General features: G+C 65.5%; 15 protein-coding genes. 9 read left to right on the top strand and 6 right to left on the bottom strand.

Annotated elements, in window-relative coordinates:
- Positions 1-48 precede the first annotated feature (48 nt).
- From hemC to NKI52_RS02770, 6 genes are all read left to right on the top strand, one after another.
- The gene (gene hemC, locus NKI52_RS02795) at positions 49-975 is read left to right on the top strand and encodes a hydroxymethylbilane synthase (RefSeq protein WP_352696955.1); all 927 of its coding nucleotides are present in this window, start codon (positions 49-51) and stop codon (positions 973-975) included.
- Position 976: 1 nt separating this feature from the next.
- Positions 977-1,684, top strand: a complete 708-nt coding sequence (locus tag NKI52_RS02790) for a uroporphyrinogen-III synthase (RefSeq protein ID WP_352578130.1) — start codon at positions 977-979, stop codon at positions 1,682-1,684.
- Between the two features lie 502 nt (positions 1,685-2,186).
- Positions 2,187-3,677, top strand: coding sequence for a COG4223 family protein (locus NKI52_RS02785; RefSeq protein WP_352696953.1), 1,491 nt, complete (start codon positions 2,187-2,189; stop codon positions 3,675-3,677).
- 8 nt (positions 3,678-3,685) lie between these two features.
- Positions 3,686-5,293, top strand: a complete 1,608-nt coding sequence (locus tag NKI52_RS02780; RefSeq protein ID WP_352578132.1) for a heme biosynthesis protein HemY — start codon at positions 3,686-3,688, stop codon at positions 5,291-5,293.
- Between the two features lie 39 nt (positions 5,294-5,332).
- Complete coding sequence (locus NKI52_RS02775) at positions 5,333-5,812, top strand: tellurite resistance TerB family protein (protein WP_023678200.1); 480 nt, start codon at positions 5,333-5,335, stop codon at positions 5,810-5,812.
- A gap of 18 nt (positions 5,813-5,830) precedes the next feature.
- Positions 5,831-6,547, top strand: coding sequence for a glutamine amidotransferase (locus NKI52_RS02770; protein WP_292657163.1), 717 nt, complete (start codon positions 5,831-5,833; stop codon positions 6,545-6,547).
- On the opposite strand, the gene NKI52_RS02765 is transcribed toward NKI52_RS02770, so the two are convergent.
- The 6 genes from NKI52_RS02765 to NKI52_RS02740 all read right to left on the bottom strand — a co-directional run bounded on the left by NKI52_RS02765 (position 6,548) and on the right by NKI52_RS02740 (position 14,527).
- Positions 6,548-7,789, bottom strand: a complete 1,242-nt coding sequence (locus NKI52_RS02765) for an MFS transporter (protein ID WP_023678198.1) — start codon at positions 7,787-7,789, stop codon at positions 6,548-6,550.
- 457 nt (positions 7,790-8,246) lie between these two features.
- Positions 8,247-8,711: a Ros/MucR family transcriptional regulator gene (locus NKI52_RS02760; protein WP_023678197.1), complete on the bottom strand. Its 465-nt coding sequence runs from the start codon at positions 8,709-8,711 to the stop codon at positions 8,247-8,249.
- A gap of 164 nt (positions 8,712-8,875) precedes the next feature.
- The gene (locus NKI52_RS02755) at positions 8,876-9,580 is read right to left on the bottom strand and encodes an ROK family protein (RefSeq protein ID WP_352623014.1); all 705 of its coding nucleotides are present in this window, start codon (positions 9,578-9,580) and stop codon (positions 8,876-8,878) included.
- 19 nt (positions 9,581-9,599) lie between these two features.
- Positions 9,600-10,976, bottom strand: a complete 1,377-nt coding sequence (zwf, locus tag NKI52_RS02750) for a glucose-6-phosphate dehydrogenase (protein ID WP_352451309.1) — start codon at positions 10,974-10,976, stop codon at positions 9,600-9,602.
- Between the two features lie 22 nt (positions 10,977-10,998).
- Positions 10,999-12,015 carry a phosphogluconate dehydrogenase (NAD(+)-dependent, decarboxylating) gene (gene gnd / locus NKI52_RS02745; RefSeq protein ID WP_352569460.1) on the bottom strand — a complete coding sequence of 339 codons (1,017 nt, stop codon included), beginning with the start codon at positions 12,013-12,015 and terminating at the stop codon, positions 10,999-11,001.
- Between the two features lie 100 nt (positions 12,016-12,115).
- A complete protein-coding gene (locus NKI52_RS02740) occupies positions 12,116-14,527 on the bottom strand; it encodes a glucan 1,4-alpha-glucosidase (protein ID WP_352574530.1) in 2,412 nt (803 codons plus the stop codon).
- Between the two features lie 218 nt (positions 14,528-14,745).
- On the opposite strand from NKI52_RS02740, the gene NKI52_RS02735 reads away from it, so the two are divergent.
- From NKI52_RS02735 to NKI52_RS02725, 3 genes are all read left to right on the top strand, one after another.
- Complete coding sequence (locus NKI52_RS02735; protein ID WP_352574532.1) at positions 14,746-15,759, top strand: ABC transporter substrate-binding protein; 1,014 nt, start codon at positions 14,746-14,748, stop codon at positions 15,757-15,759.
- Positions 15,760-15,833: 74 nt separating this feature from the next.
- A complete protein-coding gene (locus NKI52_RS02730) occupies positions 15,834-17,327 on the top strand; it encodes a sugar ABC transporter ATP-binding protein (protein WP_352574915.1) in 1,494 nt (497 codons plus the stop codon).
- Position 17,328: 1 nt separating this feature from the next.
- Positions 17,329-18,303 carry an ABC transporter permease gene (locus NKI52_RS02725; RefSeq protein ID WP_023678190.1) on the top strand — a complete coding sequence of 325 codons (975 nt, stop codon included), beginning with the start codon at positions 17,329-17,331 and terminating at the stop codon, positions 18,301-18,303.
- Position 18,304 lies beyond the last annotated feature (1 nt).

Here is an 18,304-nt window from a genome sequence, read left to right as displayed (position 1 = left end):
TAGGAGAAAACCCGAAAACCTGCCGGGGGTTATCACGGACGGCGCGTCATGCAAACAACCTTGAAAATCGGAACACGCGGCAGCCCGCTGGCGCTGGCGCAGGCGCATGAAACGCAGGCGCGACTGATGGCGGCGCATGGCATGCCGGCGGAAGCTTTCGAGGTGGTCGTCATCTCGACCAGCGGCGACCGCATCCAGGACCGGCCGCTGTCGGAAGCCGGCGGCAAGGGCCTGTTCACCAAGGAGATCGAGGAGGCGCTGCTGGCGCGCCGCATCGACATCGCCGTGCATTCGTCGAAGGACATGCCGACGCTGTTGCCCGAGGGGCTGGACCTGTCCGCGTTCCTGCCGCGCGAGGACGCGCGCGATGCCTTCATCGGCAAGGCGGCGCGAACGATTGCCGGCCTGCCGCAAGGCGCCAGGGTCGGTTCGTCGTCGCTGCGGCGCCAGGCGCTGATCCGGCGGATGCGGCCGGACGTCGAAGTGGTGATGTTTCGCGGCAATGTGCAGACGCGGCTGCGCAAGCTCGACGACGGCATCGCCGATGGCACCATCCTCGCCTATGCCGGGCTGAAGCGGCTCGGGCTCGAAGACGTCGTCACCGACCTGATGCCGCTCGAGGTCTTTCCGCCGGCGCCGGGGCAAGGCGCGATCTGCATCGAAAGCCGCATCGGAGACCGCGACGTGGAACAGATGCTGGCAGCGATCCACGACGGGCCGACCGGCGAGGCGCTGGCCTGCGAGCGCGCCTTCCTGGCGGCGCTCGACGGGTCCTGCCGCACGCCGATCGCCGGACATGCGACGATATCGGGCGGAACGGTTTCCTTTGCCGGGCTGATCATCTCGCCCGATGGCACGCAGTCGCATGAAGTCAGGCTGCAAGGGCCGGCGCAGGAGGCGGCGCGCATTGGCGCGGAAGCCGCGGCGACCGTTCGGGCCAAGGCCGGCGAAACATTCTTCGATGGCTGGACCTGACATGCTCCGCGTCCTTGTGACGAGGCCCGAACCGGGCGCGTCGCGCACGGGGCGCCGGCTTGCGGATGCCGGCTTTCAGCCGATCCTGCTGCCATTGACCGGAACCGTGGCGCTGCCGGTCGATGCCGGCGCGCCCGCTGACGCCGCGGCGGTCGCGGTCACCAGCGCCAATGCCGTTCGCCATGCGCCGAAAGAGGTCATCGCGGCGCTCGCCGGCTTGCCGTGCCACGCCGTCGGCAGGAAGACGGCGGAAGCCGCCCGCGCTGCCGGGTTTCTGTCGGTCAGCGAAGGCCCCGGCAATGCCGAGGCGCTGGCCGATGCGCTTGCTGGCGGTTACGCGGGGCAGACGATCGTCTATCTCTGCGGGCGGGTGCGATTTCCCGACTTCGAGGAAGGGCTGTTGGCGTCGGGCGTTCAGGTCCGCGCCGTCGAGAGCTACGACACCGTTGTCCTGGATTACTCCGACGAGGCCGTTCTTGCGCGCCTGTCCGCCCGGCCGGTCGAGGCGGTGCTGCTCTATTCGGCCAAGGCGGCCACCGCTATGCAGGCCCTGGCTAGCCGGCCGGTGCTGCGCGGTGTTTTTGAAAAAACGCGCTTTTTCGGATTATCGGGGCGCATCGCCGCGGCCTTGGGCGATGTCGCCGAGATCCGGATTGCGCCTGAGCCCAGCGAGGACGCGCTGCTGGGACTTTTGCAGGCGTCGCGCTGACCGGCATCCGCCGCTGCTCTGTGCCAGCTTGTTCCAAAGGTTGGCGCCGCCCCTCACCTGCCTGCCGGCATCGTCTCCCCGTATAGTGACGGGGAGAGGGTGCCTTCGCCGAGGATTTCGCCAACCTCCAGCGTTGCAGAAGAAGCGTCTGGACTCGTGAGAGCCCTTCTCCCCGTCACTATACGGGGAGAAGTGCCCGGCAGGGTGATGAGGGGCAGTGCCAACGTGGATGACTGCGCTCGGGCACATTTTGTTCTTGCTTTGTGCCGGCAGCTATGCTACTAATCTAGTTATGGTGCTAATTGGCTCCAACGACCCGCCCGCCGAGGCGGGTTTTTTGTGTGCCGAGCATGGGCCTTGGCTTGAAACGTGGATTCGGCCCTGCGGCGTTTTGCCGAAACTGAACTCCAGGCCGTGGCGTCATCACGCCGCCCCTTTTCACCGCTTGGTGATGTGCTAGACCCTTCAAACCATCCCGAAGCGAACTTTGCGGAGCCCGAGCATGGTCAAGACGCCGAAGATGCGGCATTCCAAGAGCCGCCGTGAGCCGGTGACCATCGAGCTTGAGCCTGGCGCCGTCTCGCGAGTCGCCGACGAACAGGATGCCGTGACCTCGCAGACCGACGAGGCGCGGGCCGAGGAAGCGGCGAACGCCTCGCAGCCGGAGCCACCTGAAGAGCCGGTGCATGCGGACCAGACCGATCTCGAGCCATGGGAACATGCCGACGCAGCCGCGCCGGCCGGCACGCAAGAGCCGGCGGATGCCGGCGTCGATTCTGCCAGGGAAGCGGAAACCCCTTATCCCGCCGGTTCGGATGCGCCGGCCGGGCGCTCCACGGTTTCCGACTACAGTTTCGAAGATGCATCCAGCGGAACCGGGGCCAACGAACCGGGGATCCCAGGTTCCGGCGAGAAGACAGCTGAGACGAGGGACGACCATATGGCAGCGCTGCCGAAGCGAAGCGGCATCAACGGCATCGCCGCCGGTATTATCGGCGGCGTCATCGCCCTCGCCGCGGCCGGCGGGCTGCAATTTGCCGGCCTGCTCGGTGCGCCGGGGTCGGGCGGCGTGTCGCTCGACGCGGTCAATGGTGAGATCGTTTCGCTGAAACGCGAGGTCGCGGACCTCAGACAGGCGGGCGCCAACAATGACGCATCGGCCAAGGTGGACGGGCTGTCGTCGGCGCTGGATCAGGTCAGGGCGGACGTTGCGACGTTGAAGTCGGCGGTCGAGCAAGGCGGTTCCGGCGACAATGCCGGCCTGGCAGCACTTGGCGACAAGGTAAGGCAGATCGAGACGGCGGTCGCGGCCCTCGGCAAGGCCGGCGGTACGGCGCCGGTCGATCTCGGCCCGCTCAACGAAAGGCTGGCCGCGCTCGATGCGCTGGTGAAATCGGCCGGCGAGACGACAAAGGCGCAGGACAGCCGGCTTGCGGCCCTGGAACAGTCGGTTTCACAGATCTCGGGCAAGGTCGATGCACAGGCTTCGCAGCCGAAGATCGCACTGGCCATTGCCGCTTCGGCGCTCAAGGCAGCGCTCGACCGCGGTGCACCGTTCGCCGCCGAGCTCGAAACCTTTGCCGCGATCTCACCCGATGCACCCGAGATCGCGACGTTGCGCACCTATGCCGAAAAGGGCGTCCCGATGCGCTCCGAGATCGCCGCCGAAGCGGACGGCGCCGCCAACGCGATGGTCGCTGCCGCGACGCCCATCGACCAGAATGCCGGCATCCTGCAGAAGCTGCTGTCCAGCGCCGAATCGCTGGTCAAGGTCAGGCCGATCGGCGCCGTCGAAGGCACCGGCGTTCCGGAAACCGTCGCGCGCATGGAGGTCGCGGTCAACCAGGGCGACTACGCCAAGGCGCTCAGCGAATACGAAACCCTGCCTGAGGCGGCCAAGGCCGCCGGCGCCGACTTTGCCGGCAAGCTGAAAGCGCGGATGGAGGTCGAGACGCAGATCGATTCGCTCATCGCCGGCGCGATGAAGGCGTGAGGAACCCAATGATCCGCATCCTCGCCTTCCTTGCCGCCGTCTTTGCGCTCGGGCTCGGCTTCGCCTGGCTGGCCGACCGGCCGGGCGAAATGCTCGTCACCTTCAACGGCTATCAATACCAGGTCAGCCTGATGGTCGCGGCGGTGGCGGTCGTTGCCGTGGTTGCCGCGGTGATGATCGTCTGGTGGCTGGTCAAGGCGCTGTGGAACAGCCCCTATACGATCTCGCGCTATTTCCGCGTGCGTCGCCGCGACCGCGGCTACCAGGCGCTGTCGACCGGGATGATCGCCGCCGGCGCCGGTGACGGCGCGCTCGCCCGCAAGAAGACCAAGGAAGCGGCAAAGCTGATCCGCTCCGATCAGGAGCCACTGATCCAGCTGCTCGACGCGCAGGCCTCGCTGCTCGAAGGCGACCATGAAGGCGCCCGCGAAAAGTTCGAGACCATGCTCGATGATCCCGAAATGCGGCTGCTCGGCCTGCGCGGGCTTTATCTCGAGGCCGAGCGGCTCGGCGACCGCAACGCAGCCCGCCACTATGCCGGCCGTGCCGCGGCGGTGGCGCCGCAACTGGCCTGGGCGGCCGAATCGACGCTGGAAGACCTGACCGGACGCGGCGACTGGGATGGCGCGCTGAAACTGGTCGACGCCCAGAAGTCGACCCGGCAGATCGAGCGTGACGCCGCCAACCGGCGCCGCGCCGTGCTGCTTACCGCCAAGGCGCAGGCGCTGATCGACAGCGATGCTAATGCCGCCCGGACGGCGGCTCTGGAAGGCAACCGGCTGCGGCCGGATTTCGCGCCGGCGGCGGTCGTCGCGGCGAAATTGCTGTTTCGGCAGAACGACGTGCGCAAGGGCTCGAAAATCCTCGAGGCGGCGTGGAAGGCCGAGCCCCATCCGGAGATCGCCGAACTCTACATTCATGCCAGGCCGGGCGATGCCGTGCTCGACCGGCTGAACCGGGCAAAGAAGCTGCAGGAACTGAAGAAGAACCATGCCGAGGCCTCGCTGGCCGTGGCGCGCGCCGCGCTCGATGCCCAGGAGTTTTCAACCGCCCGTCGGGAGGCTGAAGCCGCCATCCGCATCGATCGCCGCGAAGGCGCCTATCTGCTGCTGGCCGATATCGAGGAGGCCGAAACCGCCGACCAGGGCAAGGTGCGGCAGTTGCTGTCGAAAGCGGTGAGAGCGCCGCGCGACCCGGCCTGGGTCGCCGACGGCGTCGTCTCCGAGCGCTGGGCTCCGATATCGCCGATCACCGGCAGGCTCGACGCATTCGAATGGCGGGCGCCGATGGAGCGGCTCGGACAGTTGATCGACGGTCATGAGGATACGCCGGAGGCGCCGGTGCCGGCCATCGCGGCTCCAGCCAGGCCGGTACAGGAAAGAGCCGGGACGATCGAGCACACGGCGGAGACACCGGGCACAGCGACCGAGGAGAAGACGGACGACCGTGCCGGCGAGGATCATGTGACACCAATCACCGCGGCGGCGTTTGCCCAAGTGCCGGAAGATGCCGAGGCCGTCGAGCCGGCGCAGGAGCTGACGCGGCTGCCCGACGACCCCGGCGTCGATCCAGACGACGCGGCGGATAAATCGACGCGCCGGTTTCGTTTGTTCTGATCAGGGTCGAGTGGACCCGGGCTTATTGGGAATGATTTGATGTTCGAACGCGTTTTGTCGTTTCTAAGGGATCTGCCGTCCGGTGGTGGCGCCAGCCCCAGCGCCGACGATCCGCGCATTGCCGCGTCCGCCCTGCTTTTCCACGTGATGAACGCCGACGGGGTGCGCCAGGATACCGAATGGGAACGGTTCAAGAAGGTGCTGGCGGAAAGCTACTCGATCAGCGGCGACGAACTCGACGCATTGGCGGCTGCCGGCGAGCGGGCCGACAATGAGGCGATCGACCTCTACGCTTTCACCAGCGTGCTCAAGCGCCATCTCGACGCCGAGGCGCGAAAGGCCTTCATCGGCCTGATGTGGGAGATCGTCTATGCCGATGGCGAGCTGCACGAGCTCGAGGACAATACCGTGTGGCGGGTCGCCGAGCTGATCGGCGTCGAACGTCGCGACCGTGTCGAGGCGCGCCTCAAGGCGGCCGCCGCGGCTCCTGGTGCTGCCGGAACCTCAAGCGACGAATAGACAGGATCCCGCCTTCCAATGCCGCCCAAGCCAAGTCCGAGACCAAAGATCCTGATCGTGCTGCATCAGGAGCATTCGAGCCCCGGACGGGTCGGCCATATGCTTATCGAGGAAGGCTTCGATCTCGACATCCGCCGACCGCCGCTCGGCGAGGCCTTGCCGCAGACGCTGGATGGCCATGCCGGCGCCGTGGTGTTCGGCGGGCCGATGAGCGCCAATGACGGCGACGAGTTCGTCCGCCGCGAGACCGACTGGCTCAAAATTCCGCTCAACGAGAACCGGCCGCTGCTTGGCATCTGCCTCGGCGCGCAAATGCTGGTCAAGCATCTCGGCGGCAGGGTCGAGGGCCATGGCGAGGGCCTCGTCGAAATCGGCTGGTATCCGCTGAAGGCGACCGAAGCGGGCAGCAGGCTGATGCATTGGCCGGAGATGGTCTATCAGTTCCATCGCGAAGGCTTTTCGCTGCCGAAGGACGCGACGCTTTTGGCGACGGCCGAAACCTATCCCAACCAGGCCTTCCGCTATGGCGACAATGCCTGGGGCATTCAGTTCCATGGCGAATTGACCCGGGCGATGATGCAGCGCTGGGTGGTGCGCGGCGCGCACCGCTTCGAACTGCCCGGCGCGCAGCCCGGTCGCGACCATCTCGGCGGCCGGCTGATCTGGGACATGCACCTCAAGCGCTGGCTCGGCGAGTTCCTGCCGATGATTTTCGGCAAGCCGGCGCTGCGGTAATCAGTTTCGCCCCCTGAGATGACGCACCTTGCGCAGCTGCGGGAACAGCACCGCCCACAGGCCGGCAACAGCGATCGCCCCGACACCCCCGACCACCACGGCCGGAACCGTGCCGATCAACGCCGCCATGGTACCGGCGCGGAATTCGCCGAGCTCATTGGAAGCGCCGACAAACACCTGGTTGACAGCGTTGACGCGGCCGCGAACGTCGTCCGGCGTCCACAGCTGGATCAGCGTCTCGCGGATATAGACGCTGAACATGTCGGTGGCGCCGAGCAGCGCAAGGGCCGCAATCGACAGCCAGGTGATGGTCGAGAGGCCGAACAGAACCGTGAACGCGCCGAACAGCGCGACGAAGCCGAGCATGACAAGGCCGGCATGGTTGCGGATCGGGTGTCCGGCCAGCCAGATGGCGACGCAGATGGCGCCGACGCCGGGCGCCGAGCGCAACAGGCCGAGCCCCCATGGGCCGAGTTCGAGGATATCGCGCGCGTAGACCGGCAGCAGCGCCGAGGCGCCGGACAGGAGCACCGCAAACAGATCGAGCGAAATCGCGCCGAGCACGATCTTTTCGCTCCAGATATAGCCGAAGCCGGCGAACAGGGTCTGTACCGTCGGCCTGTCGGTCCGGCTGCGCTGGGCAGGCTTAGGGATGGTGAAGATCAGCACGGCGGCAACCAGCATCAGCACGGCGGCGGTGGTGTACGCGGCTTCGGCTGAAAGCCCGTAGAGCAGGCCGCCGGCGACCGGCCCGACGATGGTTGCCGTCTGCCAGGCGGACGAGTTCCAGGCGATGGCGTTGGCGAAATCCTCGGGCGGCACCAGATTGGCGAACAGCGATGAGGAGGCCGGCCCGAAGAAGGCGCGCGCGATGCCGAACATGGCGAGCACGATGAAGACCGGCATCGGCCCGGAGAGGCCGCGTAGCGTCAGCAGCAGCAGGGCCAAGGCGCAGCCCGCCTCGACCAGCACCGCCAGCGCCATGATCAGCCGGCGCCCGAAACGATCGGCAACGTCGCCGGTGACCAGCACCAGCAGCAGCGAAGGCAGGAACTGGACGATGCCGACAAGGCCGAGGTCGAACGGGTCGCGGGTGAGATCGTAGATCTGCCAGCCGACGGCGACCGACACGATCTGGGTGGAGAATGTCGAGAGGAAGCGCGCCGCCCAGTAGCTCAGGAACGGCCGGTGGCGAAAGGCGGCATAGCGCTGGTCGGATGGTACTTGGGATTCTGTGGTCATGGAATAAGGCCCCGTGGCGGCGATGTCGGCCGGCGGGGCACTTCCACGATGGGCGCTGGTCCGGCCAAAAGAGCCTTTAGCGCAGTTCGGCCGGAGGCGCGCGCAAAAATCCGGCCTGGCTCCAGCTTTTTTCAGGCTGCCATACCAATTGCAGGCGGCAACCACGCTCGGCGGAGATGGAGAGGGTTATTTGGCGCGCAGGTCGAGTTCCTTCGCGCCCCCCTCTGTCCTGCCGGACATCTCCCCCTCAAAGGGGGAGATCGGACGTCGCGACGTCCTTCGCCAGTCTCCGGCTTCGAAGGCAATTTGTACGTTCAAAGATTTGTACGTTTAAAGAGTAGCGCCATCGGCGAGGCAGCTGATCTCCCCCCTTGAGGGGGAGATGTCCGGCAGGACAGAGGGGGGCGCTGTCCCGCCAATCTTCGAGGCTTGCGTTTGCAGGGCTTCGAACGATGCTTTAGGCCGTCGCCTTAGCCTTCCTGCCCCGGCCCTTGACGGGCGTGGGCGGGGGGGCTTTGCGGCCGAGGCCGATCGCCTTGGCCAGCTGCGAACGCGAGGCTGCGTAGTTGGGGGCGACCATCGGGTAGTCCGACGGCAGGCCCCATTTGGCGCGATAGGCGTCGGGCGTCAGCCCGAAATGAACGCCGATATGGCGCTTCAAGGATTTGAACTTCTTGCCGTCCTCGAGACAGATGATGTAGTCCGGCGTCACCGATTTCTTGGGATTGACGGCAGGCGTCAGCGGCGCGGCGACCGGCACAGCCGGTTGCCCGAGGCCGCCTATGGAAGCGCTGACGCTGGCGATGAGATCGCCGAGGCCGGAAGCCGGCAAGCGGTTCTTCTCGACGTATGCGGAGACGATATGGGCGGTCAGCTCGAGCAGGTCGATGTGTTTGCGAGCGTTGTTGTTGTCGTCGGTCAATCTATCTCTCCGTCCATGGGGGTCGCAGAAATTCCTAGTCGGCAAATCTGCGCAATGCAATGACGCCGCACCACGTCACACATTATTTTGAATAATAATACTAACGGCAGCGCGGGATTAACAACCCTGAGCCGGTGCTCGATAATATCAGACAATCAGCAATATCAAATAATCAGGGATTTGTCGCGCCATAGTCGAAATCCGCCCTCGAAGGCGCGTGTGTTGTCGCCGCGTCTGCAATCGGCGGGCAAGTCGGTGAGTTCGTCGACATTGCCGCCGCCGATGACCACGTAATCCGGCTGCATGGCGGCGCGAAGCCGGTCGACCACGTCGAAGACGTGTTTGCGCCATTTCTTCTTGCCGCGCTTTTGCAGGCCGCGTTCGCCGACATAGTCTTCGAAACTGCCGCGCTTCTTGTAGGGAAGATGGGCAAGCTCCATCGGCTGGGCAACGTTATCAACGATCATCGCGGCCCCCAGGCCGGTGCCGAGGCCAAGGAACAGCATGCGGCCGCCCTCATAACTGCCGATGGCCTGCATGAGCGCATCGTTAACGACCTTGACCGGTTTGCCGAACTCGGCGGCGAAATCGCAGCCGACCCAGCCCTTGCCGAGATTGGCGGGTTCGGTCAGCGGCCGGTTGTGGTGCACCGGGCCCGGATAGCCCATCGAGACGACATCGTAGTGCAGCCCTTCGGCGAGCGTCTTCACCGCCGCGACCATCTGCTGCGGCGTAAGCTCCGGTCCGGAAGCGGTCTTGCGCTCGTCGCCGCCGGCGCTGGTGCGGATCTTGACGTGCGAGCCGCCGATATCGATCGCAAGCACGATCTTTTCTTCCTCCGATGCCGGTTGCTTCACCGCCTTGGCCATCGCTTTCGCCTCCCAGAAATCATTTCGCTGGATTGATCCAGCCGTTCGGCGGCCCGAATCCAGCCATGGCTTCGGCCGGCCCCCACGTCTTTGGCGCGTAGACAGGGGGCGGCGTGGTGTCGCCGAGCACCGGGCCGACGATGCGCCAGGCGAGCTCGCTGGCGTCCTGGCGGGTGAACAGCTGGCCGTTGCCGTTCATGGCGTCGCCGATCAACCGCTCGTAAGGCGGCATGTCGCCCTTCGAATCGTCGAGCGCGGTGAGCTCGACCTGCTCACCGACCATGTCATCGCCGGGTGCCTTGCGCCGGGCGCCGATCGAGATCGCCACCTGCGGATCGATGCGGAAGCGCACGTGATTGCAGTCGCCGGGCTTGATCGGATCGAAGACGTCGAGCGGCGGCCGCTTCAGCCGCACGATGACCTCGGTGGCGTGCACCGGCAGGGATTTGCCGGCGCGAATGAAGAACGGCACATCCTGCCAGCGCCAGGTATCGACGAAAAAGCGCACCGCCGCGAAGGTCTCGACCGGCGAGTTCGGCGCCACGCCCGGCTCGTTGAGATAGCCGTCGAACTGGCCGCGCACCACATCGTCCCTGGTCAGCGTCCGGATCGCCCGCAGGACCTGCACCTTCTCGTCGATGAGATCGTCGGCCGAGCGGCCGACCGGCGGTTCCATGGCGAGCAGCAAGAGGATGTTGAGCAGATGGTTTTCGATGACGTCGCGAATGCAGCCGACCTCGTCATAGAAGCGGCCGCGGCCCTCGACGCCGAAATCCTCGGCCATGGTGATCTGCACGCTCTCGACGTAATTGCGGTTCCAGATCGGCTCGAGGAAGGAATTGGCGAAGCGGAAATAGAGCAGGTTCTGGATCGCCTCCTTGCCGAGATAATGGTCGATGCGGAAGATCGACTTCTCGTCGAAGACCAGATGCAGCACCCGGTTCAGCCAGCGCGCCGATTGCAGATCGTGGCCAAACGGCTTTTCCACCATCAGGCGCGCGCCCTGGGCGGCGCCCGACTGCTCCAGCCCCTGGACGACCACCTCGAACATCGCCGGCGGCACCGCCAGATAGTGCAGCGGCCGCTCAGCGCTGCCGAGCGCGGTCTTCAGCTTCTCGAAGGTCGCAGGCGCCCGATAGTCGCCGCTGACATAGCGCAGCAGCGATGCAAGCCTGGCAAAGATCTTGTCGTCGATGCTGCCCAAGGCGTTGACGATGCCGTCGCGGGCGCGCGCCTGCAGCTTGGCGAGGTCCCAGGGATCGAAGGCGACGCCGATCACCGGCTCGTTCAGCGTCCCTTTGGCCACCATGGCGTAAAGGGCGGGGAAGATCTTCTTGTGGGCGAGATCGCCGGTGGCGCCGAAAAGCACCAGCGTGTCCGATCGTTCCTGGCTCATGGGCGTGCCTCCCTGTCGCCCGTCACGAGCCGGCTTTGGGTTTTTCGACATGGCCGCCAAAGGCATAGCGCATGGCGGACAGAAGCTTGTCGGCGAATTCGGATTCGCCTTGCGAGGAGAACCTGTCGAACAGCGCCGAGGACAGCACCGGCGCCGGCACGCCGGTGTCGATCGCCGCCTTCAGCGTCCAGCGGCCTTCGCCGGAATCCGAGACCCGCCCGCCGAACTGCGTCAACGACGAATCGGCCTTCAGTACGCCGGCCGTCAGGTCGAGCAGCCACGAGCCGATGACGCTGCCGTGCCGCCAGACCTCGGCCACTTCAGCGATGTCGATGTCGAACTGGTAATATTGCGGGTTTTCCAGCGGGCTGGTTTCGGCGTCGACGGTGCGCTGCCGTTTGCCGGCATTCGCCGACTTCAGGATGTTCATGCCTTCGGCATAGGCGGCCATGACGCCATATTCGATGCCGTTATGGACCATCTTGACGAAATGGCCGGCGCCGCTTGGTCCGCAGTGGAGATAGCCGAAGGGAGCGGTTCCGGCATCCTTGCCAGGGGCGGGCGAAGCGGCGTCGGCGCCCGGCGCCAGCGTTGCGAAGACCGGATCGAGATGCTGGACCGCGCTGTCGGGGCCGCCGATCATCAGGCAGTAGCCGCGCTCGAGGCCCCAGACGCCGCCGCTGGTGCCGACATCGACATAGCTCAAGCCTTTCAAGGCGAGGCGCGCGGCGTGGTCGACGGCCTCGTGATAATAGGAATTGCCGCCGTCTATGATGATGTCGCCCGGCTCCATCAGGGCAGCCACCTGGTCGACGATCTTGCCGGTGATCGCCGCAGGCAGCATCAGCCAGGCGCTGCGCGGCTTCGCCAGCTTGCCGACGAACTCCTCCATCGAGGCGGCTCCGACCGCGCCGGCGCTCACAAGCGCGGCGACGCTCGCCGGGTTGATATCGTAGACGACGCATTCGTGGCCATCACGCAGCAGGCGCCGAACCATGTTGGCGCCCATCCGGCCCAGTCCCATCATTCCTATCTGCATAGTCTCGTCCTGCCTTACTTGAGGGATCGATGATCTAGTGGCGCTGTGATTGAAGCATGATCTTTTCCGAAAACCGGTCTCCACTTTGCGGGATCATGCTCTATCCGGTATCGCCGATGCCGACAGAAAAGTCAGCATTCTCCCAATGGCCGCTATCGGGCCAGAAGAAAGTGAAGACAATGCTATTGCCCGGGCTATTGCCCGGAGCAATCTCGGCAACCGGCAATTCCGCAAGATGGATGCCGAAAGCATTCGCGGTGGTCTCGGTGTCATGGACGGTTGCCCAATTGTCGCTGCTCCAATGAACCAGCGCCCGGGCCAGAAGTTCGATGCGCAGCGCCTTGCCTGCCGGGATGGTACGGATCTTGTGGTTGAAGCGCCATGCCCTGAAGCGCGACACCGTCCTGCCCTCGATATAGCGCTTGACGCCTTGCGGCGGCATGTCGAACACCGTGCCGTCGCGCAGCGACCGCAGCAGCTTGATGTGCTCGGAATGCGCCCAGACCAGCGGCTTGGCGCTGCCGGAGGGCCCGCCATGCCGCAATTCGCGCTCCGGCATGTCGGGACCGTCCCAGACCTGCTCCGGTAGCAGGCCGCCCGATCCGGCAGAGTTCTCGAACGTCCTGAGCAGGCTTGCCGCACTATCCCTGCGGCCTGCCGCCAGCTCGTAATGAGCGCGCTCGCCGACCAGCAGCGGCCAGGGCCGGCCCCGGCCGGTTCCATCGAAGGGCGCGCCGTCGGCATGCTCGCCATAGCCATCGCCATTGTAGCGGTACCAGAGCGGGCCCTGCGGCAGTTCGCAGCGCAATTGCGCGTCGATGACCTTGACCGTGTCGAGGATGCGCGGATCGTCGGCTGCCCGCAAGCCGAAGCGGACCAGCGCCAGCGCATCGGGGCTGACGATCGCCTCGGCCGGCCGGTCCGTATCCGCCGGCGGGCGGTTCTTGATCGGGACGTAGCCGTCTTTCGGCGATGCCGCGCCGGCTTTGTCGGGCGGCGCAATGCGGACATAGTGGCCCTCGACGCCGGCTTCATCGCCTGAGGAGCTACCGGCGACGTAGGTCCAGCGTTCGATCTGATCGTTCCAGACATCGGCGGTTTCGCGCAGATAGTTTGCCGGCTCTGTTTTGCCGGCGGCATCGAAGATGTCCGCAGCCGCTAGCAATGCGGCGATCTCGACGGCAAGCGTGAACGGGCTGTAGCCGGCGTCTTCCTCCCAGCGGTCCTCGCCGGTGACGGGGCCGTTGCGCACGACATAGGCGGCAGCGCGCTCGATCATCGGCATGAAGGAGGAGAGTGCGGCAGGCGGCAAATGGCCGGCGCGGCGCAGTGCGTCGGCAAGCAGCAGCGGGAAGGCGCATTCGTCCATCTGGATGCCCGGCCAATAGGCCGATCCGTCGAGCCAGGCGTTCTGCGGCCAACGGCCGTCCGGCTCCTGGATCGCGCGCAGATAGCCAAGGATGCGCAAGGCTTCCGCCGGGTCGCCGGCGGCGAGGAAGCCGCCGGCGGTTTCGACCAGATCGCGCGGCCAGACCAGGTGATAGCCGCCGAGGTCGTCGTCGCCCTTGTTGAAGCCCCACGGGATCGACAGGCTGGCAACGGCTGCTCCGGCAGACGAGCGGTGTGCCGCCAGCACCGCCGTGCTGAGGCGGTAGCTGTTGAGGCCGGACGCCGCATGCCGGTCCAGCGGCAGCAATCCGGCCTGCCATTTGCGCCATTTGTCGACGTAGGATCTGGCTGCGGGCCCAAAACCTTGCTTCAGGCTGGCGAAAGCAGTTTCCGCCGCCTGTTGCGGCGTCGTGCCGAAGCCCAGTGCCAGCAATATTTTGGGGTTCGCAGCCGAAAAGGCGATCTCGCCGGTCAGCGCGACATTGCCGTCCTCGGCCCTGCGGCAGGCCGGATCGAGCCGGCCGCCTTGACGAAGCTGCTGCCAGCCGTCGGAGACGCCGACATAGCCGGCCGAGCACACCTTCCACGGCAGCGACGAGGCGAGCGCCAGGCAGGTGCCGCGTCCCGATGCAAACAGGACAGGCTGTCCTTCATGGTCGTCGATCCAGGCGGTGTTGCCCATGCCGGCGTTGACGAGGTGCGGTGCCAGCAGCGCGTAGACGCGGTAGTCGGCGCCCGCGCCTTTGAGCGGCGTGAACATGATCTCCTGCAGCAAGACGGGACGTTCCGGATCCGTCAGGATGCGCTTGTCGATCCTGTAGGTTCCATCGCTTGCGGTGTTGACCAGCCGGTAGGCAGGCACCCCGTCCGCCAGGGGTTCGATACTGTGTTCGGCGTCGCGTTTTTCTTCCGAGAAATAGCCGTCGGGTCCGGTGACGATCAGCCCCAGGTCGCGGGTGCAGGCGCTATCGAGGCGCGGGTAGTAGATCTCGTTGAGGATACCGTGGCTGATGGTGAACCAGATCGGGCAGGCCGGCGACAGCGCGGTGCCGACGCCGCTCTTGGCGCTCGAGGTCCAGCGCGCCGGAATGCCGGGTGCACCCGGGGCAAGGTTCGTTGCCATTCGATCGGTCTCCAGTGCCATCCCTAGACCAGGAGCCGAACCGGTTTCAATGATTGCACCGCAAGTTGATCGCCGGCCATGGATTGCTGTTGACAGCTTGCCGCCTATCTGCATTTGTCTGATAATAGATAAAAAACAAGATTGTGAGCGTATCAGCCAATACCCACCAGCCAGCCATTAACCACCAGTAAGACAGCAACTCACGGGAGGAGTATGACATGAGGAAAATATTCGTTTTGGGGGCTCTTGCGGCGATGCTCGCCGCAGGTACAGCGCTTGCCGACACCAGCGGCAAGAAAATCGCCTTCTCCAACAATTACGCCGGCAATTCCTGGCGGCAGGCGATGCTGGACAGCTACGCCATCGTTACCAAGAAGGCGGTTGCCGACAAGGTGGTCGGCGCCGCGGACGTCTTCACGACGGCCGACAAGGAAGTGCCGACGCAGGCAGCCCAGGTGCAGAACCTGATCCTGCAGGGCTATGACGCGATCGTCATCAACGCGGCGTCTCCGGATGCGCTCAACGGCGCCATCAAGCAGGCCTGCGACGCCGGCATCGTCGTCGTCTCCTTCGACGGCATCGTCACCGAACCCTGCGCCTACCGCGTCGTTGTCGACTTCAAGGACATGGGCAAGCAGGAAGTCGAGCAGATGGCCAAGTTCCAGCCCAAGGGCGGCAACCTGCTGGAAATCCGCGGCCTCGCCGGCACCTCGATCGACGATGCCATCCATGCCGGCATCCTCGAAGGCGTCGCTGCCCATCCCGAGTTCAAGATCGTCGGCTCGGTGACCGGCGACTGGGACCAGACCACGGCACAGAAAGCCGTAGCGACGATCCTGCCTTCGCTGCCGGATGTTGTCGGGGTCGTCGACCAGGGCGGTGACGGCTACGGCGCGGCGCAGGCTTTCGCCGCCGCCGGCAAGCCACGCCCGACCATCATCATGGGCAATCGCCAGGACGAGTTGCAGTGGTGGAAGGAGCAGAAGGAAAAGGACGGTTACCAGACCTGGTCGGCATCGATCGCACCGGGCGTATCGACGCTTGCCTTCTGGGTGGCGCAGCAGGTGCTCGACGGCCGCACCGACGTGCCGCACGACCTGCTGGTGCCCTATCTTGCCTTCACCCAGGACGATTTCGAGGCCGCGCTGCCGAAGATTCCGAAGGGCGGCGTCGCCAGCCACGAATACACGCAGGAAGACGCCATCGCGGCGATCAAGGCCAACATCAAGTGAGCATGGCACTATTGTTGCCGCCACGGATAAACGGGTATCGTTGAGGGATGCCCGAGGCCAATGCAGACATCATCATGCCGGACGGCGCCGAAAAGCTTTTCGGCGCCGTCAGTTTGGACATCATAAGACTGGACGGAGCCGAAAAACATTTCGGCGCCGTCAGGGCGCTCGCCGGTGTCGATTTCAGCGTTTGTGCCGGAGAATGCGTCGGTCTCGTCGGCCATAACGGCGCCGGAAAATCGACGCTCATGCATATGGTGGCGGGCACGCTTGCCCCCGACAGCGGGCAGATCGCGGTCCGCGGCGGTGTCGAGGCAAGTTATTCGGTGCCGCGCGCGCAGCAGCTCGGCATACGCTGTGTGTTCCAGGAGCTGTCGCTCTGCCCGAACCTCAGCGTCGCCGAGAACACGCGGATCAACCACGCGTCGCTGCATGGCTTCGGCTGGCGGCGCAAGGCGGCCGATCTGATCGCCGCCAAGCTCGACGAGATCTTCCCCGGCCACAGCATCTCGGCATCCGACATCGTCGGTGATCTTTCCATCACCAGCCGGCAGATGGTGGAGGTGGCGCGCGCCTTCACGGTCACGCAGGAGCCGCTCGAGCTGGTTATCCTCGACGAGCCGACATCCTCGCTCGACGCGCATACCGCCGGCCAGCTGCTGGCGTTCGTGCGCCGCTTCATCGCCGCCGGCAAGAGCTGCATCCTGATCTCGCATGTGTTGGGCGAAGTGCTCGGAAATGCCGACCGCATCGTGGTGATGCGCGACGGCAAGGTGGTCGCCGCCGGGCAGGCCGACGCCTTCGACCGCGACAGGCTGGTGACGGCGATGGGCGGAGCGGAGGCGCGCGAGAAGACCGCCGCAGAGATTGCGAGCGGCAAGCCGGAGCCCGGCCCGCTGCGGGTCCGGGCGCGCCCGGCGCGACAGCAGGACGGCAACGAGCTCGTCGCCCGTGCCGGTGAGATCATCGGTCTTGCCGGACTTGCCGGGCATGGGCAGACCGATCTTTTGCTGGCTATCTTTGCTGCGGCTTCCCGTGCCAAGACCGGCATCGAGGTCACCGCGCCGGTGGCGCTGGTTGCCGGCGACCGCCAGTCGGACGGGATTTTTCCGCAATGGTCGATTGCCGAGAACATTGGCATCCGTTCGCTGGCGCGATTGCGCAACGGCCTCTTGATCTCGCCGCAGCGCGAAGCCGAGCTCGCCGAGCTGTGGCAGCGGAAAATCGGCATCCGTACGCCCGACATGAACAACAACATCTTCTCGCTGTCCGGCGGCAACCAGCAGAAGGCGCTGTTCGCGCGGGCGCTCGGCTCCGACGCCAAGATCGTGCTGATGGACGATCCGATGCGCGGCGTCGACATCGGCACCAAGCTCGAAGTCTACGACCTGGTGCGCGAGGAGGCTCGCCATGGCCGCACTTTCCTCTGGTACACCACCGAAACCGAAGAGCTCGACAATTGCGACCACATCTATGTGTTCAAGAACGGCCGGATCGTCGCCAACCTTCGTCGCGACGAACTGACGGAGGAAAAGATCATCCAGTCGTCGTTCGGCGATGCGGCCTGAGATGACAGCGGTATCCGTCGAGAATGGGCTAAAATCTTCGGCTCGCGCCACGAGGCGGGCGCGCATGCTGCGCAGCCTGCTGCCGGCACTGTCGCTGGCGCTGGTGCTCATCGCCATCGCCTGGCTCAACCCGCGCGCCATCAGCTATTTCGGTTTCAGCCTGATGCTCAATCTGGCGATCCCGATCGCTCTGGCGACGATCGCGCAGATGTTCGTCATCGCCGGCAACGAGCTCGATCTGTCGATTGGCACCTTTGTCGGCTTCGTCGGCTGCGTGACGGCGACATGGCTGAAGGACGCGCCGCTGCTCGGCGTCGTGATCCTGCTCGGGTCGATCGGCGTCTACGCGCTGCTCGGCGCGCTGATCCATCTGCGCAACCTGCCCTCTATCGTGGTGACGCTCGGCATGAGTTTTGTCTGGCAGGGCATGGCCATCCTGATCCTGCCCAAGCCCGGCGGCAAGGCGCCGGACTGGCTGCTGGCGCTGATGGCCTTCAAGCCACCCTTCATTCCGTTCCCGATCATCGCGGCATTGCTGATCGCAGCCGTCGTCCACTTTGGCCTGATGCGCACCTCCTACGGCGTCATCCTGCGTGGATCGGGCGGCAATTCAGCCGCACTCAAACGCGCCGGCTGGTCGCTGCTGCGCACCAAGATCGCGCTGTTTGCGCTGACCGGCCTGTTCGGCGTTTTGTCCGGCATGGCGCTGATCGGCATCACCACCTCGGCCGATGCCAATATCGGCAATGGCTACACGCTGCTTTCGATCGCCGGCGTCATCCTCGGCGGCGGCGAGTTCGTCGGCGGCCGGGTGTCGCCGATCGGCGCCGTCATCGGCGCGCTGACGCTGGCGCTGGCGGCATCGCCCCTCTTGACGTTCATGCACATTCCGCCCGACTGGCAGGTCGCCGCCAATGGCGCCATCCTGATCATCGTGCTGGCGGCGCGGGTGCTGATCAGCCGCAGGGAGAGGTGAG

Origin of the sequence: Mesorhizobium sp. M0590, assembly GCF_040320905.1 — a bacterium.
Taxonomy (GTDB): domain Bacteria; phylum Pseudomonadota; class Alphaproteobacteria; order Rhizobiales; family Rhizobiaceae; genus Mesorhizobium.
This window is presented reverse-complemented; position numbering and strand designations above follow the sequence as displayed.